The organism is Pseudonocardia sp. C8 (assembly GCF_014267175.1).
Taxonomy (GTDB): Bacteria; Actinomycetota; Actinomycetes; order Mycobacteriales; family Pseudonocardiaceae; genus Pseudonocardia.
In genome coordinates, this window is record NZ_JACMTR010000002.1 from 434,303 (window position 1) to 455,201 (window position 20,899).

General features: G+C 71.3%; 18 protein-coding genes and 1 CRISPR repeat array. Of the genes, 15 read left to right on the forward strand and 3 right to left on the reverse strand.

All coding sequences use genetic code 11. The annotated features are described in order from the left end of the window. Positions 1 to 49: 49 nt before the first annotated feature. A complete protein-coding gene (locus H7X46_RS02740; RefSeq protein WP_186357897.1) occupies positions 50 to 286 on the reverse strand; it encodes a hypothetical protein in 237 nt (78 codons plus the stop codon). Between the two features lie 320 nt (positions 287 to 606). On the opposite strand from H7X46_RS02740, the gene H7X46_RS02745 reads away from it, so the two are divergent. Further along, complete coding sequence (locus tag H7X46_RS02745) at positions 607 to 996, forward strand: hypothetical protein (RefSeq protein WP_186357898.1); 390 nt, start codon at positions 607 to 609, stop codon at positions 994 to 996. 192 nt (positions 997 to 1,188) lie between these two features. Here the strand turns inward: H7X46_RS02745 and H7X46_RS02750 are convergent, their stop codons facing one another. Further along, positions 1,189 to 1,395 (reverse strand): hypothetical protein, encoded by a 207-nt coding sequence (locus tag H7X46_RS02750; RefSeq protein WP_186357899.1) that lies wholly within the window; start codon positions 1,393 to 1,395, stop codon positions 1,189 to 1,191. 262 nt (positions 1,396 to 1,657) lie between these two features. On the opposite strand from H7X46_RS02750, the gene H7X46_RS02755 reads away from it, so the two are divergent. The 14 genes from H7X46_RS02755 to istB all read left to right on the forward strand — a co-directional run bounded on the left by H7X46_RS02755 (position 1,658) and on the right by istB (position 19,304). Next, positions 1,658 to 2,530 (forward strand): thermonuclease family protein, encoded by an 873-nt coding sequence (locus H7X46_RS02755; RefSeq protein ID WP_186357900.1) that lies wholly within the window; start codon positions 1,658 to 1,660, stop codon positions 2,528 to 2,530. Positions 2,531 to 2,929: 399 nt separating this feature from the next. Continuing rightward, the gene (locus H7X46_RS02760; RefSeq protein ID WP_186357901.1) at positions 2,930 to 3,349 is read left to right on the forward strand and encodes a hypothetical protein; all 420 of its coding nucleotides are present in this window, start codon (positions 2,930 to 2,932) and stop codon (positions 3,347 to 3,349) included. A gap of 62 nt (positions 3,350 to 3,411) precedes the next feature. Then, positions 3,412 to 3,795: a hypothetical protein gene (locus H7X46_RS02765; RefSeq protein ID WP_186357902.1), complete on the forward strand. Its 384-nt coding sequence runs from the start codon at positions 3,412 to 3,414 to the stop codon at positions 3,793 to 3,795. After that, positions 3,792 to 5,411, forward strand: coding sequence for a hypothetical protein (locus H7X46_RS02770; protein WP_186357903.1), 1,620 nt, complete (start codon positions 3,792 to 3,794; stop codon positions 5,409 to 5,411). Before H7X46_RS02765 ends, H7X46_RS02770 begins: the two co-directional genes overlap by 4 nt. A gap of 337 nt (positions 5,412 to 5,748) precedes the next feature. Further along, a complete protein-coding gene (locus H7X46_RS02775; RefSeq protein WP_186357904.1) occupies positions 5,749 to 6,312 on the forward strand; it encodes a hypothetical protein in 564 nt (187 codons plus the stop codon). A gap of 66 nt (positions 6,313 to 6,378) precedes the next feature. Continuing rightward, positions 6,379 to 6,639 (forward strand): hypothetical protein, encoded by a 261-nt coding sequence (locus tag H7X46_RS02780; RefSeq protein WP_186357905.1) that lies wholly within the window; start codon positions 6,379 to 6,381, stop codon positions 6,637 to 6,639. 409 nt (positions 6,640 to 7,048) lie between these two features. Next, entirely contained in the window at positions 7,049 to 8,287 is a 1,239-nt protein-coding gene (gene cas7u / locus H7X46_RS02785) for a type I-U CRISPR-associated RAMP protein Csb1/Cas7u (protein WP_222131176.1), read from the forward strand. 4 nt (positions 8,288 to 8,291) lie between these two features. Then, positions 8,292 to 9,848, forward strand: coding sequence for a type I-U CRISPR-associated protein Csb2 (gene csb2 / locus H7X46_RS02790; protein WP_370589045.1), 1,557 nt, complete (start codon positions 8,292 to 8,294; stop codon positions 9,846 to 9,848). Further along, a complete protein-coding gene (locus tag H7X46_RS02795) occupies positions 9,845 to 12,661 on the forward strand; it encodes a type I-U CRISPR-associated helicase/endonuclease Cas3 (RefSeq protein ID WP_186357907.1) in 2,817 nt (938 codons plus the stop codon). The genes csb2 and H7X46_RS02795 overlap by 4 nt, the downstream gene beginning before the upstream one ends. After that, positions 12,658 to 13,665: a hypothetical protein gene (locus tag H7X46_RS02800; protein ID WP_186357908.1), complete on the forward strand. Its 1,008-nt coding sequence runs from the start codon at positions 12,658 to 12,660 to the stop codon at positions 13,663 to 13,665. Before H7X46_RS02795 ends, H7X46_RS02800 begins: the two co-directional genes overlap by 4 nt. Further along, positions 13,662 to 15,257, forward strand: a complete 1,596-nt coding sequence (gene cas1 / locus H7X46_RS02805) for a CRISPR-associated endonuclease Cas1 (protein WP_186357909.1) — start codon at positions 13,662 to 13,664, stop codon at positions 15,255 to 15,257. The genes H7X46_RS02800 and cas1 overlap by 4 nt, the downstream gene beginning before the upstream one ends. Further along, entirely contained in the window at positions 15,254 to 15,553 is a 300-nt protein-coding gene (gene cas2 / locus H7X46_RS02810) for a CRISPR-associated endonuclease Cas2 (RefSeq protein WP_186357910.1), read from the forward strand. Before cas1 ends, cas2 begins: the two co-directional genes overlap by 4 nt. Before the next feature lie 181 nt (positions 15,554 to 15,734). Continuing rightward, positions 15,735 to 16,855: a CRISPR direct-repeat array (repeat unit 36 nt; unit sequence GTCGCCGTCCCTCCGGGGACGGCCCTTCATTGAGGC). Between the two features lie 386 nt (positions 16,856 to 17,241). Next, positions 17,242 to 18,495, forward strand: coding sequence for an IS21 family transposase (gene istA, locus H7X46_RS02815; RefSeq protein WP_186357911.1), 1,254 nt, complete (start codon positions 17,242 to 17,244; stop codon positions 18,493 to 18,495). Next, positions 18,495 to 19,304 carry an IS21-like element helper ATPase IstB gene (gene istB, locus H7X46_RS02820; RefSeq protein WP_186357912.1) on the forward strand — a complete coding sequence of 270 codons (810 nt, stop codon included), beginning with the start codon at positions 18,495 to 18,497 and terminating at the stop codon, positions 19,302 to 19,304. The genes istA and istB overlap by 1 nt, the downstream gene beginning before the upstream one ends. A gap of 6 nt (positions 19,305 to 19,310) precedes the next feature. Here the strand turns inward: istB and H7X46_RS02825 are convergent, their stop codons facing one another. Beyond that, positions 19,311 to 20,819, reverse strand: coding sequence for a tyrosine-type recombinase/integrase (locus H7X46_RS02825; protein WP_370588578.1), 1,509 nt, complete (start codon positions 20,817 to 20,819; stop codon positions 19,311 to 19,313). Positions 20,820 to 20,899: the final 80 nt, after the last annotated feature.

Sequence of the window (20,899 nt, forward strand, 5' to 3'; positions counted from 1 at the left end):
GGCCGATAGCCCGGCCAGCCAGGATAATCGTACAACTGTTCGAGCTGTCCTACAGTCCCAGGTTGGTCGCGGCTTTCTTCCCCCAGGCCGTGGCGACCCGCACGTACCCTCCGACCGAGGCCAAGGAACGGTGCCGGGTCTGGGCGGCGATCTCGCGATCCGACGCTCCGCGCAGATGGGCCCAGGTGACGAAGCCCGCGCGCAGCGAGTGCGGGCTGTAGTTCGGCTTGTTCGGGAGCTGGTCGAGCCCGGCAGCCGACACGAGCGCGGTGATCCGGCGGTGCACGAGGCCCGATGGCGCCCGCCCGGAGTGGCCCGGTTCCCGGTGGAGACCCGGCGCAGCACCGGCCTGTCTGTGACGCCGGCCAGCTCGAGCCACGTGTCGAGAGCCCTCACCGGGCAGGCGTCGGGATGCGTGGCATAGGGCAGGATCGCGGAACTGCTTGAGCTCAGCAAGGAGCCCTGTCGCTCCGGGGGCCGGCGGTCGCACCGCGTGCGGTGTGAGTCGCGTGCGTGGGGCGTTAGGGGCTGTGGTGGTGTTCGCGTTCGCGAATGAGTGGCGGCGATCCGGCCTGTGGATCCGGCGGGGCGCGCATCCTCGCGGACATGCGTGCTGTTCGGTTGTGGTTCGTCGTGGGGGTGACCTGCGTGCTCGTTGTGGTGTTCCCGGCCGGCGTGGCGTGCGCTCAGGAGATCGGGGAGCCCGACCTGGGCAGTCATCCGGGCTGGTATTTGGTCGATTCGGCGATCTATGCCGACTCGGTTGACGGCTGGGGCTGTCATTTTGTCGACGACTGTCGCAGCGATGAGCGGTTCCGTGGTGATCCGTTGCCGATCGCGGAGCCGGCCCGCGGTGAGCGGGTGGAGGTGTCGTGCCGGTTCGGGGCCTACTACCTGGTCACGACCGAGCGTGGGGTGCGCGGCTGGTCCCCGGCCCGCGAGGTCAACTCGCCGTGGCGGCAGTGGACCTGCACCGCTCTCGACTGGATGTGGTGAGACACCCCGGAGGTGCCCGCCCGCGCGCGGCGCGGGGCGGCCATGCACGGGAGCGCCGCGACCGTGACGGCGCCGCCGGTGGCCGGCTCCGGCCGTCCAGCCGGGCGAGGTGTTCTGTCCTGGCGGTACCGACCGGGGCCGAAGAGGCCGGCCGGGAGCGCTGGCGCGCGCGGGCCGGCCGGCCAGGGGGTGTCAGTCGGCGAGCTTGGCGATGGCCTGGGCCCAGAGGAAGTACTTGTTGGTGCCCAGCTCGCGGATGGTGGTGATGTTGAAGGCGTCCTTGAGGTGCTGGGCATCTGAAGCCGAGACGCCCTGGAGCGCGTCCACCGGTGCGTCGGCGAGCTCGGCGAGCGGCTTGTCCTCGTAGGCCTTGTCGAGCTTGCTGGCGATGTCGCCCACTGTGTCTCCTCCGAATCGGGGGCGGCCCCTGCAGGGGTCGCGCCGGGTCGCGTGCGGTCACCACCCTGGCAGGAGCCGGGACGCGAGTCCGGCGGCGACACCCGGGGCTCGGCGAGCGGTCGCGGCCCGGCCGGTGATCGGCCAAGGCCTGGGCGGTGATCACCAGTGTTGACGACGCACCCGGGCCCGACGGTTGTCTAGGCTTGTCGCGGCTGACCACTCATGTGCCTGGTGTTCGGACTCGGGAAAGTCGGTGCCCGCTGTGGCTGAGATCGCGTTCGGTTTCCGGCCCGAGACCCGGCGGGTCTATGACGCGCCGCTGCTGCGCGGCGTCGACGGGGACACGGTCAACATCGACCAGTCGGTGCGGATGGTCTCGATCGACACCCCCGAGACGCATGTCGGCGGCAGCGCACCGACCGCGCAGTCCACCCTCGATCGGTGTCGGCAGCGGCTCGCAGACGGCGTCTACGACGCGATCGGGCCGGGGCTACGCGCGCATCTGCTCAACCGGCTCACTGCGGACGCGGCGGCCCGGCACCTGGGCGCCGGCGCCCGGGCCGGGCAGGAGTTCGCCCGGATGCGCGCCGAACGCCTGACCATCGACCCCGTCAGTGGGGTGGGGAAGGTCGGGATTGTGGTGACCGGGGAGGTCATCGAGGAGAACGGGCGGCTGCTGGCCTACGTGACTCCGTGGCTCACGGCACCGCTGCCACCGCCGGATGACCCGCAGCGGCGAACGTTCAACCTGCAGCTGGTCGAAACCGGCTGGGCGGCATTGTTCCCGATCTACCCGTCGCTGCCGCGCGACGCCGACCTCGCCCGCGCCGTCCACGCCGCCGAGACCGCGTGGGAGCAGAAGCTGGGTGCGTGGGCGGAGTTCGGGGCGGACCTGCTGCTGGGCTACGAGTACCGGGCCTGTATCAAGCTGGGCGCCGCCGACCGGCCGAACGAGGCCCCGGTCCCACCGGGCGAGCGGATCGATCAAGCCTTCCGGCGGGTCTGTATCGACGTCCGCACTCGCACCATCCTGGGGCGCTTCAGCTACCACCAGATCGACCCGCCGTACCGGCTCTGGGTGTGGCAGGACGACCTCGACGAGGCCCGCAGGGTTTTGCAGCTCGTCGACCCCTGAGCGCGCGCCGGAGCCTGACCGACGCGCGCGTGCTGGCGCCGCGACACGCACCGGCGTTAGGTCTCGAGCAACTCCGATGCCTGCGACCGCCCGTGTCCGGGCGACCCGTGCAGCCTCGTCGTCGAGGTTGTCGGCCGGCGCACCGAGCTGGTCGTCGGTAGCACCGGGAGGGCCAGCCGCGCTGGCAGGGCCCCTGCGGCGCGCGCGGGTCGCGATATCCGCGGCGGGGCGCCCTCGACGCCGCCATGGCCAGCGGCGTCGACTACGCACGCGCGTCGACGACTGCGTCCGGCGAGTGGGCCGGCGGGGATGGGTGCCCTGGGTCGACCGCACCCCGCCTGTGTCTGCGATGTCCGCATGTTATTGCGATCATCGCAAATCTGGGTATCGTTCGGAGCCATGAACAACGACGTGTTCGATGCCCTCGCGGCGTTGGCGTGCGCGGACCCGGTCTCGGTGGATCCGCCGGAGGCGTGGGCCGATGTGGCCGACGAGCTGGCTCGGGAGCGGGCCGAGTTGGCCGACGAGCTGCGGCACCAGTGGGAGGTCGCGCCGGAGCCGGAGGATCCGTTGTTGGCCGAGTTGGCGGGGGCGCGGGCGCGGGAGTTGGCGGCGCAGCGGCACAAGCGACGGTTGTTGGCCTATGCGCGGGAGTTCAGTTCGCCGGGCCGGACTCGGCCGTACACGCTCGAGCAGCTCGCCGCCGCGGCCGGGCTGTCGATCTCGGGGGTGCGGACGGCCTACGACGGTGATGACGTCGACACCGTGGCCCGCGCCACCGGGGCCCGGCGGCACCCGAGCGCCCGGGACGGCTCGTGAACCGCGCCCCGTCCGACACGACCAGCCCGCCGGCGCGGCCGGGTTCGTTGACATTGGAGGAGTTGCGGGCTCGGCGTGACCGGCTGCGTGGCGAGCTGGCCGAGGTGATCGCGCGGCGCCGGCAGGCCGAGGCGACCGCGGCGCGTGGGGTGGGGTGGGAGCGGGCGATCGCGGTCGTGCGTCGGGACCGCGATTCGGGCCGGTCGCCGGTGCTGCTGCGGCAGCGCGCGGTGTTCGAGCAGGTCATGGACCAGTTCGAGCAGGTCGACTATTTGATCGCCCGTCTGGCCACCCGCCTCTCCGACGCGGACGCGGACGCGGGGGAGCGGCGCCGTGGTCAGGCGGCGTGCGAGCGCGGCCTGGCCGCGATCCAGGGTCTCGCCGACGCACTCCGCGCCAGCGCGCGCGAGGACGCCGACACCGTGCGGGGGAGGGGTGGGTGGTGAGTCGGGGCAAGCACGCCCGCCGCCGCGTCAACCGGGACCGGGCTGCGCTGGAGGGCGAGATCGCAACGCTGGCGGCACAGCTGGTGCGGGAACGGGACCGCCTGGACCGGGCCCAGGCCGGGGTGCGGCGCGCCGACACCGCACAGGCTCGGCTGGCCGCTGAGACCGCCGCGGCGGCGCGGGTGATGGCCCCGGTCGAGGCTGAGGTCACGCGGGCCGCGGCCGGGTTGGGGGAGGCGTGCGCGGCGTTGACCGAGGCGCAGATCGAGCTGGGCCGCTGTGATGCCCGGCTGTCCCGTATCGCGGGGCGCAGCGCGGACCCGGCGCGGTTGCGCACGGCCCTGAACACGGGGGTGCGCGCGAATCTCGACTCCGTGCACCGCAGCGCGCCGCTGGCGTACCATCACCTGGCGTTTCGGCGCCGGGCAGGCGCCGACACCCCACTGTGTCGCACCCTCGAGGTGGGTGGGTGGATCCCGCCCGAGGTCCCCGCCACCGACCACGACCGGATCGCGGCGCACATGGCGTCGCGGGCCGGCGAGCACAGCCGCGCCGCGCTGTGGTGCTGGGCGGTGCCGCCGTGGATGGGCCTGCCCGACGGCACCGACGCCGCCGAGCTGCGCGCCGAGCTCGGCGCGACCACGACCGGCGCCCCCGACCTCCCGCACGGGGACTTCCCTGCGCGGCCGCGGGCCCACCCGGTGGTGAGTACACCGTGGCGGCACCGCCCCCTGCTCTCCCTGCCCGAGGACGCGGTGGATCTGGCGTACTGGTATCGGCGCAGCGCCTGGACCCAGAACTGGCACTCCGAGAGCCGGGCGGTGCCGTTGTGGCTCGGCAACGAGCACGCGAACGGGTTCCCCCGCTCCCAACCGTTGCCGGCCGGCACCGACCGGCGGCTGCCCTTCCCCACGGTGATCGTGGTCTTCGAGTCCGGGTGGGAGCTTCCCGCCCGACACCCCGACCCGCCCGACACCCGCGCCCCGGTCGAGATCTTCTACGCCCGCGGCCGCGCCACCGCGGCACCGCTGCTGGAGGAACCGCTCTACCGGCTGGCCCCTGGTACCCGCCGCGCCGACCTCGCCACCCCACTGCAGCTCGTCGAGCGCTACGGCGCCACCGTGGAAGGGCTGATCTTTACCGCCGACCCCGACGGCCACCCCGCCGACGAGTTCGCCTGGTGCCTGGCCATCCACCACCCCTGGGGCCTGCCCCTGGGCCGGATCACCGTGCCCGCCTCCCGCTGGGCCACCCACTGGACGACCGCCATCGACAACACCCTCGCCGGGGTGTGCCTGGCCCACTTCCACCCCACCGCGACCAGCACCCGCATTCCCGGCACGGACCCGCGGCCCACCGACGCCGAGCTATCCGAGCATGACGACGCCGGCGTGCACGTCCTCGACATCGCCACCACATCACCCACCACCGGCCCGCACCGGACAACAACACGATCACCGGCCGGGCGGGCGGCCCACCTGCGTCGCGCGACCTGGCGCTACCAGCCGGTCGGCCCCGGCCGGCAGCAACGACGCTGGACCTGGGTCCGCGCCACCATCGTCGGAAACCGATCCACGCCGACCCGCTCGACGGTTTACCGACTCACCGACCAGTAGCTGCCCATCGGCGGCGGTGGGCATCTGCGCCAACAGACTGGGCGGTCGTGGCCTGAACCGGGCCGCGACACGCAAGACCCGCTCAAGGCCGCGCGGCCGAGAACACCAGTGGAGCGCCTTCGGCGCGGCCTGACGGCCCGGTGGCTTCGCACGGCCGGTCTCCCGGTCAAGGGCGCTCCGCTGGCGCTGCGCGTCGCTGCGCGACCGGACTGCGTCCGGCCCTTGACCGCGAGCCTCGCCGGCCGTGCCCGGACGCCTTGCGGCGGCGGGGAACAGCGCCCCGCCACCCCAAAGGGGTACCCGGGCCGACAGGCCCGACGACGATCGGGAGGCCAGCATGGGCACCAGGACCACACCGACCACCGGCACCGGCACGGGCACGGGCACGGCGATGAACCCCATCACCCCGGCCCCCGTCGAGCGGGGGCAGACCGCCTACGGCGCCGCGGCGGTGATGAGCATGGCCGTTCGGGTCGCCGGACAGGTCCCGACCCGCGTCGACCTGCAGAACGCCGGGACGGCCGAGCAGCAGCTCGGGCTGACCCTCGGCGCGGTCCTGGTCTACCTGCGCAGCAGCTTCACCGCCCGCATCGTCGAGCAGGGCTGGGCCCAGGCAGCACCTCTGGCCCGCTCGCTGGTGCCGGTGCTCGGTGGGCGGGCCCGCGGGGTGATGGCGACCGGGCCGTGGTCGGCGACGGCGCTGGTTCGGCTCGGCGGAACGCCGAAGGTCGACATCGCGTTGCTGCCGGTGCGGCCGGGCAGCGACCGGCCGTCGATCCTGCACATCGAGATCGGGCCGATCTCGTGGGAGATGTGCGACGCGAACTCGTACACCGCCCTGCTGCACGGGTGGCGTACCGCGGCGAACCTGCTGACGGTGCAGGAGGCACTCGACAAGTGATCGACTTGTGGATGGATCGGCCCGGCCGCTGGCGCGGCCGGGCCGATCCGCGCCAGTCTCACCGGCATGGGTGTCGCATGGCGCGTCGGTGTCCTCCGCCGGGGGACCGAGAACGTCGCGTGGGAACGGGCGGGCGTCGCCGGTGGGTGGGCCGAGGCGCGCTCTTATGCCGTCGCGGTCCTCACCGACCTCGCCCGGTCGGAGGGGCGGCAGGAGTATCGCGTGGAGGTCGGTGACGTCGTCGGGATCGTCAACCCCGGCCTGGACGAGAACGGCGAGGTCGACACAACCGACCTGGGAAGCGCACTACGGCTGCATCGCGAGTAGATAGAACACCACGCGGTGTTCAGCGTGAGCCGTAGTCAAACGCGCTACCTTGGCTACGCCAGGCTCTTCTGCCGTGCCGACGAGGTTCTGGCGCACAAGCGTCAGGTCACAACGCCTGAGCAGCGGGAGAGTTCGGTCAGCTCGCGTAACGTCGGCGGCGAAATTGTCATCTGTGGATCGGGGCTCCCGGACGATCGGTGCGCCGATGGTGGAGGCGGGCGAGCGTGTTTCCGCTATGCGGCAGGCCAACGATGAGTCCAGGATGAAGGGCCTGCCTCCGAGGGGAGAGTACAGCGCCGCGGGCGACATACCTCATAGTTGGACTGCCTCTACCCGATTTTGACGATGATGTTTCCGAGACCGTATCGGATAGTTGGTGTCTTCACCGTTCACTGGGTTTGGAGTGCAGGTGTCCTCGATCATCGGCTTGGAAGATCTTTTGGCGGCGTGTCGAAGTGGCGGGGCCAGCTGTTTGACGTCGGTCACGGAGTTGGCGCCGGCGGCCGGGTCGCATGCGTCGGTGGCTCCGGCGAAGTTCGCGGTCAGAAATTCGGACGTCGGTACCTACGCGTACGAGACGAGATTCGACGGTGGCGTGGCGGCGGACGCGGTGGTGATCGATTCGAAGCAGTCCCAGAACAATCGTTGTGAGCAGGGGTTGGTTGCTGCGATCGTCGACGGCCACGACGTGCTCTCCCGGTTGCCGCGAGTGGCCGTCAGCTACCGGGTCGGTGATCGGGTCGTGGAGTTGTCGGATCTGGAGCTGCCCCATCGAGTGTTCGACGGGCACATCCGGGCGGCGACCATCAGCGGGGCGCCGCTGACTCAGGACGAGCGGTACCGACGTGTACGCGACGCGCACCCGGGTGACGCGTTCGCTCTGCTGCAGACCAGCCCGGCCAGCCTGGTGTTCGGTTCGTGGGATTCGAGTCGGGCCACCCGGCAGGGGCGCTGGCGCAGCGTCCTGGTGGGGGAGATCGTCGGGTTCTGTTCCGGTCGTCCCGAGCCGGAGGGCCCCGAACCGAAGGGCCCCGAGCTGAAGGGTGGGGCGCGGATCGACCCGCTCGGGATGCGGATCGAGCTGACCGGGCCGGCTTTGAAGGAGCTCGCCGACCGTCAGCGTTCGGAGCTGAGCCGGGGAACCTACGACAAGATCGTGAAGTCTGCTGGTGCGGCGAAGGGGGAGCAGCGGGTCAAGGCGTCACCGGTGGGTTTGGGTGGTATTCCGCCGACGTTGGAGGCTCTCGCCGGTGTGGCCTGCAGCAAGATCGTGCGCTCGCACGTGCTGAGTTTCGCGGCTCTGCGCCAGGTCCGGTTCGGGAAGGGCGCCGAGGGTGATGCGGCGTGCCGGGCGCTGTTGGCGGCGCTGGCGCTGGCTGCGCTGGCACGGTCGGACGGCGAGCTGGTGCTGCGCGCGAACTGTGACCTCGTGGAATCCGGTCCGACCGCGGTGGTTCTGCACGGTCGCGGGGGGACCCAGACGCAGCTGTCCGCGCTGAGCGTTGAGGAAGCCGACGCGCTGCTGGCTGCGGCGTTGACCCGTGCCGAGCAGGAAGCCGGCGTCTCCTGGAACGGGGTCGTGCTCGCGGTCGACGGCGACCCGGCGATCCTGGCCGGCGCCGTCGAGGACGAGGCCGGAGGGAACTGAGGTGGTGTTCACCTTGCGTGCTACTCCGCTACTCGGGACCTACCGGGGCCACCGGCCCGATGCGACCCCGGAGACGATCCCGTCGGTGGCGCGGCTGCATGCTGCGCTGCTGTGCGCGGCCGGGTTTGGTCCCCGGGCGGTGGCCGGAGAGGACGGGTGGGTGCCCTGCGAGGCCGACGAGGCGGCGCTGCGCTGGGTCGAGGAGAACCCGCCGACCGAGATGCGGATCCCGCAGCTTCGGGTGAGCCGGCAGGACGCGGTCGCCTATCGCAACGACGGCACGATCGGGCCGGTCGGCGGCGCACGTGGGATCCGCACCCTGGCCAAGCACGAATCGGTCACCGCGGTGGATGGCCCGTTCACTTGGACCTGGCGGGAGCCGCCACCGGAACCGGTCGCCGAGGCGTTGCGGGCGTTGTGCCCGGACGTGCCGCATCTGGGCACCGCTGAATGCCCGGTGACGATGGAGGCCGCCGAGGACGATCCGGAGCCCACCCACGTTCTCGACCGGGAGGCGATGCCGTTCTCCGGTGGTCCCGGGACGATGCTGGACGTCCCGGCTCCCGGTCGGCTCGACGAGCTCGTCGAGGCCCACCGCCTGCGGCGCACGGGCCGGCTCGGGTCCGATCGCGCCGGTTCGAGCGAGCGCTCGGCCAGCCCGGTACCGCCGCGCGGGGCGGTGCGTCCCGCGATGTATCGGCCGGCCGGCCGCACCGTCGCCGAGGTGCCCTGGCCCGAGGTCCTGCTCGTTCCCCTCGATCGCCGGATCCATGAGCGGGACCGGGTGCGGTGGTGCGTAGCCGCGCACAAGGCGTTGATCAAGATGTTGGATGCGGCGGCGCCTCCGCTGCTGACCGGCGTGTATCCCGACCCGGGTACGCGTCCGGCGAACCGGTTGGCTCTGCAGATTCTCGACCGGGATGTGCCGGCGCGGCTGCCGGCCGGGGCCCGCAGCGCGCTCGCCGTGTTGTTGCCGCCGGCCGCGCCCAGCGAGTTGGAGCTGATCTACCGCGCTGTCGCGGCGTTGCGGAACCTGACTGTCGGGCGCCGCCGTGGCGAGGCGGGCGAGCACGCCCGTCAGGCTCGGGTGTCCGGAGCGGTGGAGGTCGTCCACGGGGACGCGCTGTGGCTGGAGCCGGCACCCGGGACGGTCCGGGTCTGGCGAAGCGACCCGCCGGCGGTACCGGACACCCGGGGGCAGCGAGGTTGGACCTTCACCCACGCCGCGCTGTTGTCGCTGGGGTTCGTCTGGCAGGGCTCGGGCATTGCGCGGGTGCACGGTCGCGGGGCAGAGCGGGACCATGCGCTGGTCGATGCTGTGAATGCGGCCGGGGCGGTCGTGCTGCGCACCGATCCGGTGCGGCGCAGCACCGTCCAGCACTATGCCCATCACGTGCACCACGACGCCGTGGTCCGCCCGTACCGGGTGGCGCTCGGACTCGGTCAGCTCGGCGGACCGTGCACCGTGCAGGCGATCGGGCAGAGCCGCCATCTGGGCGGAGGCCTGCTGGTCCCGCTCGACGTCGCCGAGGGTTCGCCCGTTCCGGAGCACCCGTGGTGAGGCTCAATCGCGGTGACTTCGCCGCCTACTTCGCCGCGCTGCACGAGGGCAGCGCCCCGTATGCCTGGCAGGAACGGCTTCTGGACTCGGTGCTAGACGCCGGCCGCTGGCCCGAGGCCCTCGTGGCTCCGACCGGGGCGGGCAAGACTAGCGTCATCGACGTCCACGTGTTCGCGCACGCTCTCGCGGCCGCGCGGGGCCTGGCACGCCCGCCGCGGCGCCTGGCGATGATCGTCGCACGACGGGTGCTGGTCGACGACCAGTACCGCTACGCGTGCCGGCTCGCCGAGGAGCTCGACTCCGCGCAGGAGGGTGTGCTTGCCGAGGTGGCGCACCGTCTGCGAGCCGGACGGGCCGGGGCGGACCAGGTCCCGCTGCTGGTTGCCCGGCTCCGCGGCGGGGAACCGCCGTCGCGGCGCTGGGTAGACCATCCGACCGCGGTGGCCGTTCTCTGCGCGACACCGGAGATGTGGGGAAGCCGCCTGCTCTTCCGCGGGTACGGCTCCTCCTCGCGTGCCTGGCCGCGCGAGGCCGGCCTGCTGGCCCTCGACACGGTCGCCGTGCTCGACGAGGCCCACCTGTCACGCCAGCTGCTTTGCACCGCCAGACGCGTCGCCCAGCTGGTCCCGGTCGCCGACCACGCATGGGAAGGACCGCCGCCGCTGCAGGTGGTGGAGACGACCGCGACCCCGGCATCGGGGGAGGGGCGTCGTCTCGGGGTCGACGAGACCGATCTGGCTGACGGGTCGTCGCTGCGGGAACGGCTGTGCCGGCCGAAACCGATCTCGCTCGTGCCGCGGAAGGACTGGCGGACGACCCGCCCACGACACACCGTCGTCGACGAGATCGCGCGCCGCGCCGTCGAGCTGATCGCACAGGCAGATCGGGAACACCCGACCGTGGGATGTTTCGTCAACACCGTCGAGCGGGCGGTCGCCCTCACAGCGGCACTGCGCGACAAGCGCATCGGTGAACGCCCGCTGAGGGTCGTCATGCTCTGCGGCCAGGTTCGCCCGGTCGACGTCGAGCTTCTCGAGACCCGCTATCCCCGGTTGCTGACCCCGGCCGGCAATTCCGACGTCGACGTCCTGGTGTCGACCCAGACCCTCGAGGTCGGAGCCGACCTGGACCTGCACGCGATCGTGACCGAACTGGCCAGCGGTACCGCCCTGGTCCAGCGGGCCGGGCGGGCCAACCGGCGTGGACTCGCTGCGGCCGGGCCGGTCGTGGTGATTGTGCCGGACGGGGACGTCTCCGCGCGGGACCGATCGGGTCCCTACGACTCCGACGACCTGAGCAGCGCCCTCGCCTGGCTGACCGGTCGGGCCGAGGATGAGCTGGGTCTGGCCCCGTGGGCCGTCCGGGGTGACCCGCCACCCCAGCAACGCCACACCCGACGACTGCTACAACGCCTCGAGCTCGGCCAGGTCTGGCACTGGGACCGCACGAGCGACCAGCTCGCCGCCGAACCCGAACTGGACCTGTGGCTCTCCGATGACCTCCGGCCCGAGACCTCGATCAGTCTCGTCGTCCGGGACGACCTGCCCACCGACAGCGCGGACGCGGTCGAGCAGATCCGCGTACTTCTCCCGCGCCGGCATGAGGCCTTCGGTGTCCCGATCCAGACCGCGGCCGAGATCCTGTCGGAGGAACTCGCACGCCTGCGCACCCACGACCGGCACGCGCAGCTCCCGGCCGTGCTCGTCCGGGGCGACGACGTCGGGCCGCTGACCTGGACCGGGCCATCGGAGCAGCAACGGGCGCGGATTCGCCCAGGTGACGTGGTCGTCCTCAGCGCGGACCTCGCCCTGTTCACCCCCGGCGAGCAGGGAAGCCCATCCGTCGCCGTGACCGAGTCGAGCGGTATCCGACGTGCTCGGGCGACCGACGTGCTCGAAGCCATCGCCCACCGCGCCGGAGGGCCCCGCACCGGTGAGATCGTCCACCGCGTCACCCTCGCGGACCCGGCACTGATCGACCAACTGGCCCCCATCGACGACCCGGTCGACGACGCAGGCCCACCGGTCGACCCCTGGACGGTCGCCGAGAAATGGCTCACCGACCACCAGACCGACAAGGACCCGATGGCGGCCGCGGCCGCCGGCCTGCTGGCCGCCGGCGACCGGCGTGCCGCCGACGTCGTGGTGCTGCCCAGCCACGGGCCACCGCGACAGCTCGTGGTGATCGACGGTCGCCGACGTGACGCCGACGACAGCATCCGCCAGGAGTGGACCCCGGCCTCGGGGCGGGTCACCCTCGCCGCGCACCAGCGCGACGTCGCCGAGCGTTCCGGGGAGCTCGCAGCAGCGGTCGGCCTGCCTGCGCCGCTGACATCGGCGCTCACCTCCGCGGCGCTCCACCACGACGACGGCAAGGCCGATCCGCGATTCCAGGTCCGCCTCGGTGGCCGGCCCGCGGGCCCGCCACTGGCCAAGAGCCATGGAGGTGTCGGTCCGGAAACCCAGCGACGCCGACAGGACCGCAGCGGCCTGCCGCCACGCTGGCGACACGAACAACGCAGTGTGATCGACGCGTGGCCGCACATCGGCGACACCAACGAACGGGACCTCGTCGCGCGCCTGATCGGATCCACCCACGGGCACGGTCGTACCTCGTTCCCCCACACCGCATCCGAGCTCCTCGGTCCCGGCGCCGGACCGGTCCTCACCCGGCTTGCCGAGGAGCTGTTCGACGCGGGCGGGTGGGACGAGCTGATCGAGCGGACCCGGCTCCGTCACGGCGTCTGGTGCTGCGCCTACGTCGAGGCCTTGTTGCGCGCGGCTGACGGGCAGATCTCCGGGGAGGGGCGATGACCGGGTTCGTCATGGCCGGCTCCGAGCCCTCCGTGCTCCTGCACCATCTCGCCTTCTACGGACTCGCCGACATCCTCGACGACGCCGGCGCCCACGAGGTCCGTCTGACATGGGAGGGATCCCGACCGACGGTGCATGCCGAGGGACTTACCGCCCGCGTCGTCGATGACGCCGTGCGTGCCCACGTCGATGCGCGACGCAGCTGGGTGGACGTGGCTTCCGGCAAGGACCGGCGTGGCGTCATGAGCCCGCGGCTGAGCGCGTTCAAGGACGACGCGTCGTGGACCGCGCTCCAGCGTGCGCGGCACGGCGTCTTCGACGCCCTGATCGATGCACGCGCGTGGCCGGACCTGCGCTATCTGGCCGCGCTCGGTGAGCCCAGCTACTGGAGCTTCAACCAACGTGACGAGCCACTGCAGGACGACGGGGCGAGCCGGTGGGAGATGCAGCCGCGCAACCGCGGATCCGAGTTCGTCGGGAACCGCCTGCGGCCAGTGGCCGAGGCGGTCTCGGCCCGCGGCCCGGGAGGAATCGCTGCGGGAATCGACGGGTCGAAGCCCGTCGACGAGATCGGAGGCCGCTCCGACAGCGTCTCGGCGACCGGGCTCTCCACCCCCGGCCCGGTCGACAACGCCCTGGTGTGGTGCGCGTTGTGGGGACTCGGGTGGTTGCCGACCGCCTTGCGGGTCGCCGAGGCGGCCCTGAGCAGCGGCCACTTCGGCCGCCCGCACCAGGAGTACTTCTTCACCCCGTACTGGACGGGTGCTCTGCGGCCGGCGCGGGTCCGCTCCCTGCTGGCCTCGGAGCACCTGCGGGTCGCGGCCACCGACGGCGTCGAACGGTACGCGGCCGACCCGCTCGTGCGGCAGACCGCGCACACCTGGCTGCGGGCGCGACGGGTCGTCGGAGTGTTGCGCTTTCCCATCGGTCGCTTCGGCAGTGACAACGCTCCCGAGCGCCGCGCCCTGCGCGCGGAGGCCGTACAGATCGGGGACTCACCGTGACCAGCGTCGACGAGCAACCGATTCCGATCCGCCTGGTTGCCCACCATGCTTTCTGCCCACGGAGGGCCTGGTTGGAGGCGTTGGGCGAGACGACTGACACCCACCAGGTCGCCGTGGGCGTCGCCGCGCATCACGCCGTCGACGATCCTGGGCGCTCCCGCGCCCAGGCCATGCGCTCGGTCGACGTGCTCAGCGCCGAACACGGCCTCGTCGGCCGCTGCGATTCAGTGCAGATCGACGACGACGGGCGGACGACGGTCGTCGAGTACAAGTCGACTCCCGTCCGGCGTCGGCCGGCCGTCACCGACGCCATGCGGGTCCAACTGGCGCTCCAGACGATCGCGCTACGAGAACAGGGCCGCACGGTCGACGCCGCCGCGATCTGGTTCGTCGACCACCGGCAGTACGCCGACGTCGCGATCGGACCGGACGAGCTCGACGCCGCACTCGAACAGCTTCGCCGGCTGAGAGCGGTGCTCGACGCGCAGACCGCGCCCGAACCGCTCGTCGACGACCCGCGATGCCGCACCTGCTCGCACGCGGGAGTCTGCCTGCCCGACGAACGGGCGCTGGAACCGGTCACGCGACGCGTGCTCGTCGCCGACCCCGACTCCCAGGTCCTGCACCTCGCCACTCCCGGCGCGCGCGCCGCACTACGGTCCGGCCGCGTCCGGGTCGTCAAGGGCGACGACGAGCTGCGCACGGTACCCATCGAACGGGTACTCGCCCTCGTCGTCCACGGCAACGTCGACGTCTCCAGCGGACTGCTTCGCGAGCTCCTGTGGAGACGATGCCCGACGGTCTGGTGCTCGGGGACCGGCCGGGTGATCGGGTGGGCATCGTCGGCCAACTCGCCGAACGGCGGACCCCGAGTCCACCAGCACGTGGCCTCCGCGAACGGCCACCTCGGGCTCGCCCGCGGATTCGTCGCCGCAAAGATCGGCAACCAGGCGACCATGATCCGGCGACACGGCGAAGGCGACGCCCACGCAACCCTTCGCCGGCTCCAGAGACGCGCCGACGACGCGACGTCCACGGCGGAGCTCTACGGCATCGAAGGTGACGCCGCTGCCAGGTACTTCGAAGCCTTTACGACGATGCTCAGCCCGTCCGTGCGCCAGTGGGCGTCGTTCGCCGGCCGTACCCGCCGACCGGCGAGCGATCCGGTCAACGCTGCGCTCAACCTGACCTATGGTCTGCTCCTCTCTGATGCCATCCGAGCGATCGTCGCCTGCGGGCTCGACCCGCACGCCGGATTCCTCCACTCCAGTGGCCGGAACAAGCCCGCCCTCGCGCTCGATCTCATCGAAGAATTTCGTGCTCCGGTCGCCGACTCGGTCGTGATCGGAACGTTCAACAACGGCGAACTGAAACCTGCCTCGTTCTCGCACGTGACCGGCTCGACCCGGTTGCGTGATTCCGGGCGAGCCGCAGTGATCACAGCCTACGAACGACGGGTCACCACCTCCTTCCGGCACCCGATCTTCGGATACGACGTCACCTGGCGTCGAGCGATGGAGGTCCAGGCCCGGCTCATCCTCGGAGTCCTGGACGGAACCCAGCACCGCTACAAAGGGGTCACTGTCCGATGAGTGACGCCGTTCACCGATACCTGCTGGCCTACGACGTCGGATCCGACATCCGTCGGACACGCGTCGCGAAGCTGCTCGAGGCGCACGGTGATCGGATTCAGTACAGCGTCTTCGTCGTCGACACGAGACCTGCCAAGATGCTCCGTCTCAAGGTGAACGTCGTCGCCCGGCTGCACCTCGACACGGACTCGTTGCTCATCTGTGATCTCGGCCCGCTTGGCGACGAATCCCGCCGACGCCTCGAGCGGGTGGGCGCGAGACGGGTGCTGACAGGCGACAGCGCACTGATCATCTAATCCGCGAGCGCTCCAACGGCTCGAAAACCCGGCGACCGCTCGCACGCGGCGCGAGCTGGGAATCTCTGTCGGTTGAACACAGTGACGGAGGACGATCTTCACCCGATCGGCTACCGGACGAGCAAGGCTTCGCAGAACATGCACGACGACGCAGGTCAAAGGTGGTCAACTTGGCACCCTGGTCGCCGTCCCTCCGGGGACGGCCCTTCATTGAGGCGCCCGCAACGTCCTCGGGCAGTGGGTCGCCGCTGAGGGGTCGCCGTCCCTCCGGGGACGGCCCTTCATTGAGGCGCGCCCCGCAGCCCGGGCGCGAACCCGGCCCACGGTCGCCGTCCCTCCGGGGACGGCCCTTCATTGAGGCAGCGCCACGAACGCGACCGGGACCGGCAGCGACGAGTCGCCGTCCCTCCGGGGACGGCCCTTCATTGAGGCCGGGAGAACCGCGACGTCATCGGGTCTAACCCGCACGTCGCCGTCCCTCCTGGAACGGCCCTTCATTGAGGCTCGTGGACGGCGGTGCGCGACTCCCTGCCCGTCGCCGTCCCTCCGGGGACGGCCCTTCATTGAGGCCCGGTCGACCGGACCCGGCGGTCGTTGACGACGACCGTCGCCGTCCCTCCGGGGACGGCCCTTCATTGAGGCCCGACGGGCACCGCACCACCGTGGTCGCGTTCCACGACGTCGCCGTCCCTCCGGGGACGGCCCTTCATTGAGGCAAGTCGCAGGTGGGTGCGTGGCGCCGGATCCCGTCGATGTCGCCGTCCCTCCGGGGACGGCCCTTCATTGAGGCACGAACGCCCGCTCCGGCTTGATGATCGAGTACCCCGTCGCCGTCCCTCCGGGGACGGCCCTTCATTGAGGCACGAACGCCCGCTCCGGCTTGATGATCGAGTACCCCGTCGCCGTCCCTCCGGGGACGGCCCTTCATTGAGGCCCGCTTCAACGCGAGCTCCCACGAGCTCGCTGCGCCGCGTCGCCGTCCCTCCGGGGACGGCCCTTCATTGAGGCATCCTGGGCGCGACGGAGCAGGACTTCCAGGACGCCGTCGTCGCCGTCCCTCCGGGGACGGCCCTTCATTGAGGCGGCACGAAGACCGGCCGCGTCACGCACAACCTGCGGCGGTCGCCGTCCCTCCGGGGACGGCCCTTCATTGAGGCTAGGACCTGCCGCAGGGTGACTCCGGTCCACTCAGGTCGCCGTCCCTCCGGGGACGGCCTTCATTGAGGCTTCCTGGACGGCGCAGGCGGGGTCAACCCGGTGCTGCCGGTCGCCGTCCCTCCGGGGACGGCCCTTCATTGAGGCGCGCCGAACGCGCCCGGCTGAGCGCCGACACGGGCCTGCAGGCGCTGGTGCAGCACAAGCTCGAGCAGGAGTGGAGCCCGGAGCCCGATCAGTGAGTGGATGCGCCTGAACTTTCCAGACCGGCCCGACTCATGAGCCGGAGCCAACGGGAATGCCAACGCTTACTGCCGGTTTGGGTTGACCTTGGTCGAGCACGGCTCGACATCCACACCGCTCGTGACCAGGATCGATGTCGATAGCTGATCACCGGTGATGGCCATCGTGGAGCCCACCCGGGACCGGTCAGGTTACCGATCCACGCGTTGTGCAGACGGGTGCTGACGGCGCCTGAATCCTGACCCCGTGGCGACGGGTGAACCCGGACCCCCTTCTCGCCATAGTGAGGGGTGCTGAAGGTGGAGGACTGGGCGGAGATCCGTCGGCTTCATCGGGTGGAGCAGATGCCGATCAAGGCTATCGCCCGCAAGCTCGGGATCGGCCGGAACACGGTGCGCCGGGCCCTGGCCAGCGATGAGCCACCGCGCTATCAGCGTCCGGCGAAGGGCTCGATCGTCGACGTCGTGGAGCCGCAGATCCGGGCCCTGCTGGTGGAATGGCCGCAGATGCCGGCGACGGTGATCGCCGAGCGGATCGGCTGGACACGCTCGCTGACGGTGCTCAAGGAGCGGGTCCGTGAGCTGCGCCCGCAGTTTGTCCCGGTCGACCCCGCGTCGCGCATGGACTATCGGCCCGGTGAGCTCGCGCAGTGCGATCTGTGGTTCCCACCGGTCGATGTTCCGCTCGGGGCTGGGCAGCTCGGGCGCCCACCGGTGCTGGTGATGGTGTCGGGCTACTCGCGGGCGATGACCGCCCGGATGCTGCCCTCCCGCCAAGCCCCGGACCTGCTGGCCGGGCACTGGGCCCTGCTGGGCGGGTGGGGACGGGTGCCTCGGGCGCTGGTGTGGGACAACGAGTCCGCCGTCGGGTCCTGGCGCGGCGGGCGTCCGCAGCTGACCGAGGCGATGAACAGCTTCCGCGGCGCGCTCGGCATCCGGGTGATCCAGTGCAAGCCCGGCGACCCCGAGGCCAAGGGGCTGGTCGAGCGCGGGAACCGCTATCTGGAGACCTCGTTCCTGCCCGGCCGCCGTTTCGTCTCTCCGGCGGATTTCAACGCCCAGCTCGGGGTCTGGCTGGCCCGGGCGAACACCCGCCAGCACCGCCGGCTCGGCTGCCGTCCGGTCGACCGGTGGGCAGCCGATCACGGCCACATGCTCGTCCTGCCACCCCTGGCTGCGGGGTCGGCGCTGGTCGGCTGGGCGCACTCGCTGCGGCTGCCCCGCGACCACTACGTCCGCCTCGACGCCAACGACTACTCCGTGCACCCCTGCGCGGTCGGACGCAGGGTCACCGTCACCGCCGACCTCGACCACGTGCTCGTCGTGTCCTGCGACGGCCGCCGCGTCGCCCGCCACCACCGCTGCTGGGCGCGGCATCAGACCCTCACCGACCCGGCCCACGCGGCCGCCGCCGCGGCGATGCGCGCCGCCCGCACCGCCCAGCTCGAGCGAACCCCGACCGGGGTTGAGGTCGAGCAGCGCACCCTGTCCGACTACGACCGCATCCTCGGCCTCGAGGGCCTGGACGAGGAGGTGCCGGCCTGATGGCGGCCAAGAACACCCCCACCACCGCGGCGGGTGGGCGCCACGTCGCCTCGGAGATCGCATTCCTGACCCGGGCGCTCAAGGCGCCGTCGTTGGCGGCGGCGGTCGAGCGGTTGGCCGAGCGGGCCCGCTCCGAAGGATGGACGCATGAGGAGTTCCTGGCCGCCTGCCTGCAACGCGAGGTCGCCGCCCGCGAGGCCCACGGCGGCGAAGGACGGATCCGGGCGGCCCGGTTCCCGGCGCGGAAGTCGTTGGAGGAGTTCGACTTCGACCACCAACGCTCCCTCAAACGCGACGTCATCTCCCACCTCGGCACCCTGGACTTCATCACCGGGAAGGAGAATGTGGTGTTCCTCGGCCCACCCGGCACCGGGAAGACCCACCTGGCGGTCGGGCTCGGGATCCGGGCCTGCCAGGCCGGGCACCGCACCGCGTTCGCCACCGCCGCCGAGTGGGTCGCCCGCCTCGCCGAGGTCCACCACGCCGGACGGCTCCAGCAGGAGCTGGTCAAGCTGGGCCGGGTCCCGCTGCTGATCGTCGACGAGGTCGGCTACATCCCGTTCGAAGCCGAAGCGGCGAACCTGTTCTTCCAGCTCGTCTCGTCCCGCTACGAACGCGCCAGCCTGATCGTCACCTCCAACAAGCCCTTCGGCCGCTGGGGCGAGGTGTTCGGCGACGACGTCGTCGCCGCAGCGATGATCGACCGCCTCGTCCACCACGCCGAGGTCATCTCCCTCAAGGGCGACAGCTACCGACTCAAGGACCGCGACCTCGGCCGCGTCCCCGCCGCCACCAAGACCAACGACTGACAACCATCAACCACAGGGGGTCCGTTTTCGGCCGTCGCACAGGGGTCCAGATTGAGCCGCCGTTGACAACGGGCTGATTCGCTGAGCCACCCGCGCTCGACGGCCCCGGGCCGCTTCCACCAGACCGGCTTCCTTGAGCAGTGCGACCGCTCGGTTCGCTGTCCCGGCAGACACCCCGTAGCGCTGCCGGAGAGCGGCCACGGTCGGTAACTCTTGGCCCGCCTTGAGAACTCCACACGTGATTGCGCCCTGCAGGTCCGAGGCAATCCGCTGGTACGGGCTGTCACCGGAGGGAGGACGCTGGGGAGAAGGGACGAGTTGGCCGCCGTTGTGAACGCCAGTCGGAAGCCCCGGCATCCGGACCCCCGACTTCATCGCACGCTGATCGGCCTCCGCGACCCACGCCGTATACGCACGGAGAGTCAACGAGCCGCCGCCCCCATGGCCGAGACGTCCCGCCACGGTCCGGACATCCACTCCCGCAGAGATCAACTCGGTGGCCGAGTAGTGGCGAAGCTGGTGCAGATGCATGTCCCACCCGAGCTTGGCGCACATCCGCACGTAGCGGTTGGAGACCGACGACGGCCGGCGCCAGGTGCTCCCATCGAAAGCGTCGGAGAAGACCCGTGCCTCGGCCGCCAGCGGGATACCCAGAGCCGCCGCATCGGACTCGCATTGCACCCTGTACGCACGGAGAAGAGCGACGGTGTCAGCGTCGAGCGCGATCCGCCTCTGCTGATGGGTCTTGGTGTCCTTCTCCCATGTCTTCGTGTTGTGCTGCGCAATGCTGGTCCGGATTGTGATGACGGCTCGGTCGAGGTCAACCCGGTCCCAGCGCAGCGCGCACAGTTCGCCACGTCGAGCGCCGGTCGTCATGGCGAGCCAGAGGAAGGTACCCCACCAGGCATCGCGGAACGCCGCGTTGAGGATCGTCGCGGCCTGCTCGGCGGTCGGTGGGTCCGGCTCGTTGCGGGAGCCGCGAGGCGGCTCTGCCTGATCGAGGGGGTTGACCGTGACCCAGCGCCAGCGGACGGCCCGGCTCAAGGCGCCGCTGAGGCAGTAGTGCACCTTCCGGATCGACGACGTCGCGAGCGGCTTGCAGACGTGTGGACGGCAGGCTTCGGAGCAGTCATGCGGGCCTTCAACGGCGTGCGCGATCTTGCGCCGGCCATCGCAGTGGTCCCGGCAGCGGCGGAGGATGGCCTGGTGGCTGTCAAGCGTCTCGCCGTCGAGCTTCGCGACCGTGAGCTCTCCGAGCAGCGGACGGATGTGGCAGCGGATCGTCTGCTCGTAGCGCTGCCAGGTCGTCTCCTCGACGTCGAGCAGCTCCAGATAGCGGTCCATGAGTTGGTTCACGGTCGCCTTGGTCCGGGGGTTGCGCTGCTCGTCGACCTGGTTGATGAACCGCGTGCGGATCCGCTCGGCTTCGGCCCTGGCCTTCGGGCTGGCGGGCACGGTCTCGACGAGGTAGTTCCGCTTGCCACTGAGGGCGTCGATGCCGGCATACACGCGCACCCGCAGCGATCCGCTCGGGAGCGTGTGGATCTCTCCGCGTTGGCGTCGTCGTGCGCTGCGAGGTCCCGCCATGGAGCGAG

Excerpts from the sequence above, each read along its gene's own strand:
- H7X46_RS02745 (WP_186357898.1), top strand. The coding sequence starts at position 607 with ATGCGTGCTGTTCGGTTGTGGTTCGTCGTGGGGGTGACCTGCGTGCTC.
- H7X46_RS02760 (WP_186357901.1), top strand. The coding sequence starts at position 2,930 with ATGAACAACGACGTGTTCGATGCCCTCGCGGCGTTGGCGTGCGCGGAC.
- H7X46_RS02775 (WP_186357904.1), top strand. The coding sequence starts at position 5,749 with ATGGGCACCAGGACCACACCGACCACCGGCACCGGCACGGGCACGGGC.
- H7X46_RS02780 (WP_186357905.1), top strand. The coding sequence starts at position 6,379 with ATGGGTGTCGCATGGCGCGTCGGTGTCCTCCGCCGGGGGACCGAGAAC.
- H7X46_RS02800 (WP_186357908.1), top strand. The coding sequence starts at position 12,658 with ATGACCGGGTTCGTCATGGCCGGCTCCGAGCCCTCCGTGCTCCTGCAC.
- cas2 (WP_186357910.1), top strand. The coding sequence starts at position 15,254 with ATGAGTGACGCCGTTCACCGATACCTGCTGGCCTACGACGTCGGATCC.
- istB (WP_186357912.1), top strand. The coding sequence starts at position 18,495 with ATGGCGGCCAAGAACACCCCCACCACCGCGGCGGGTGGGCGCCACGTC.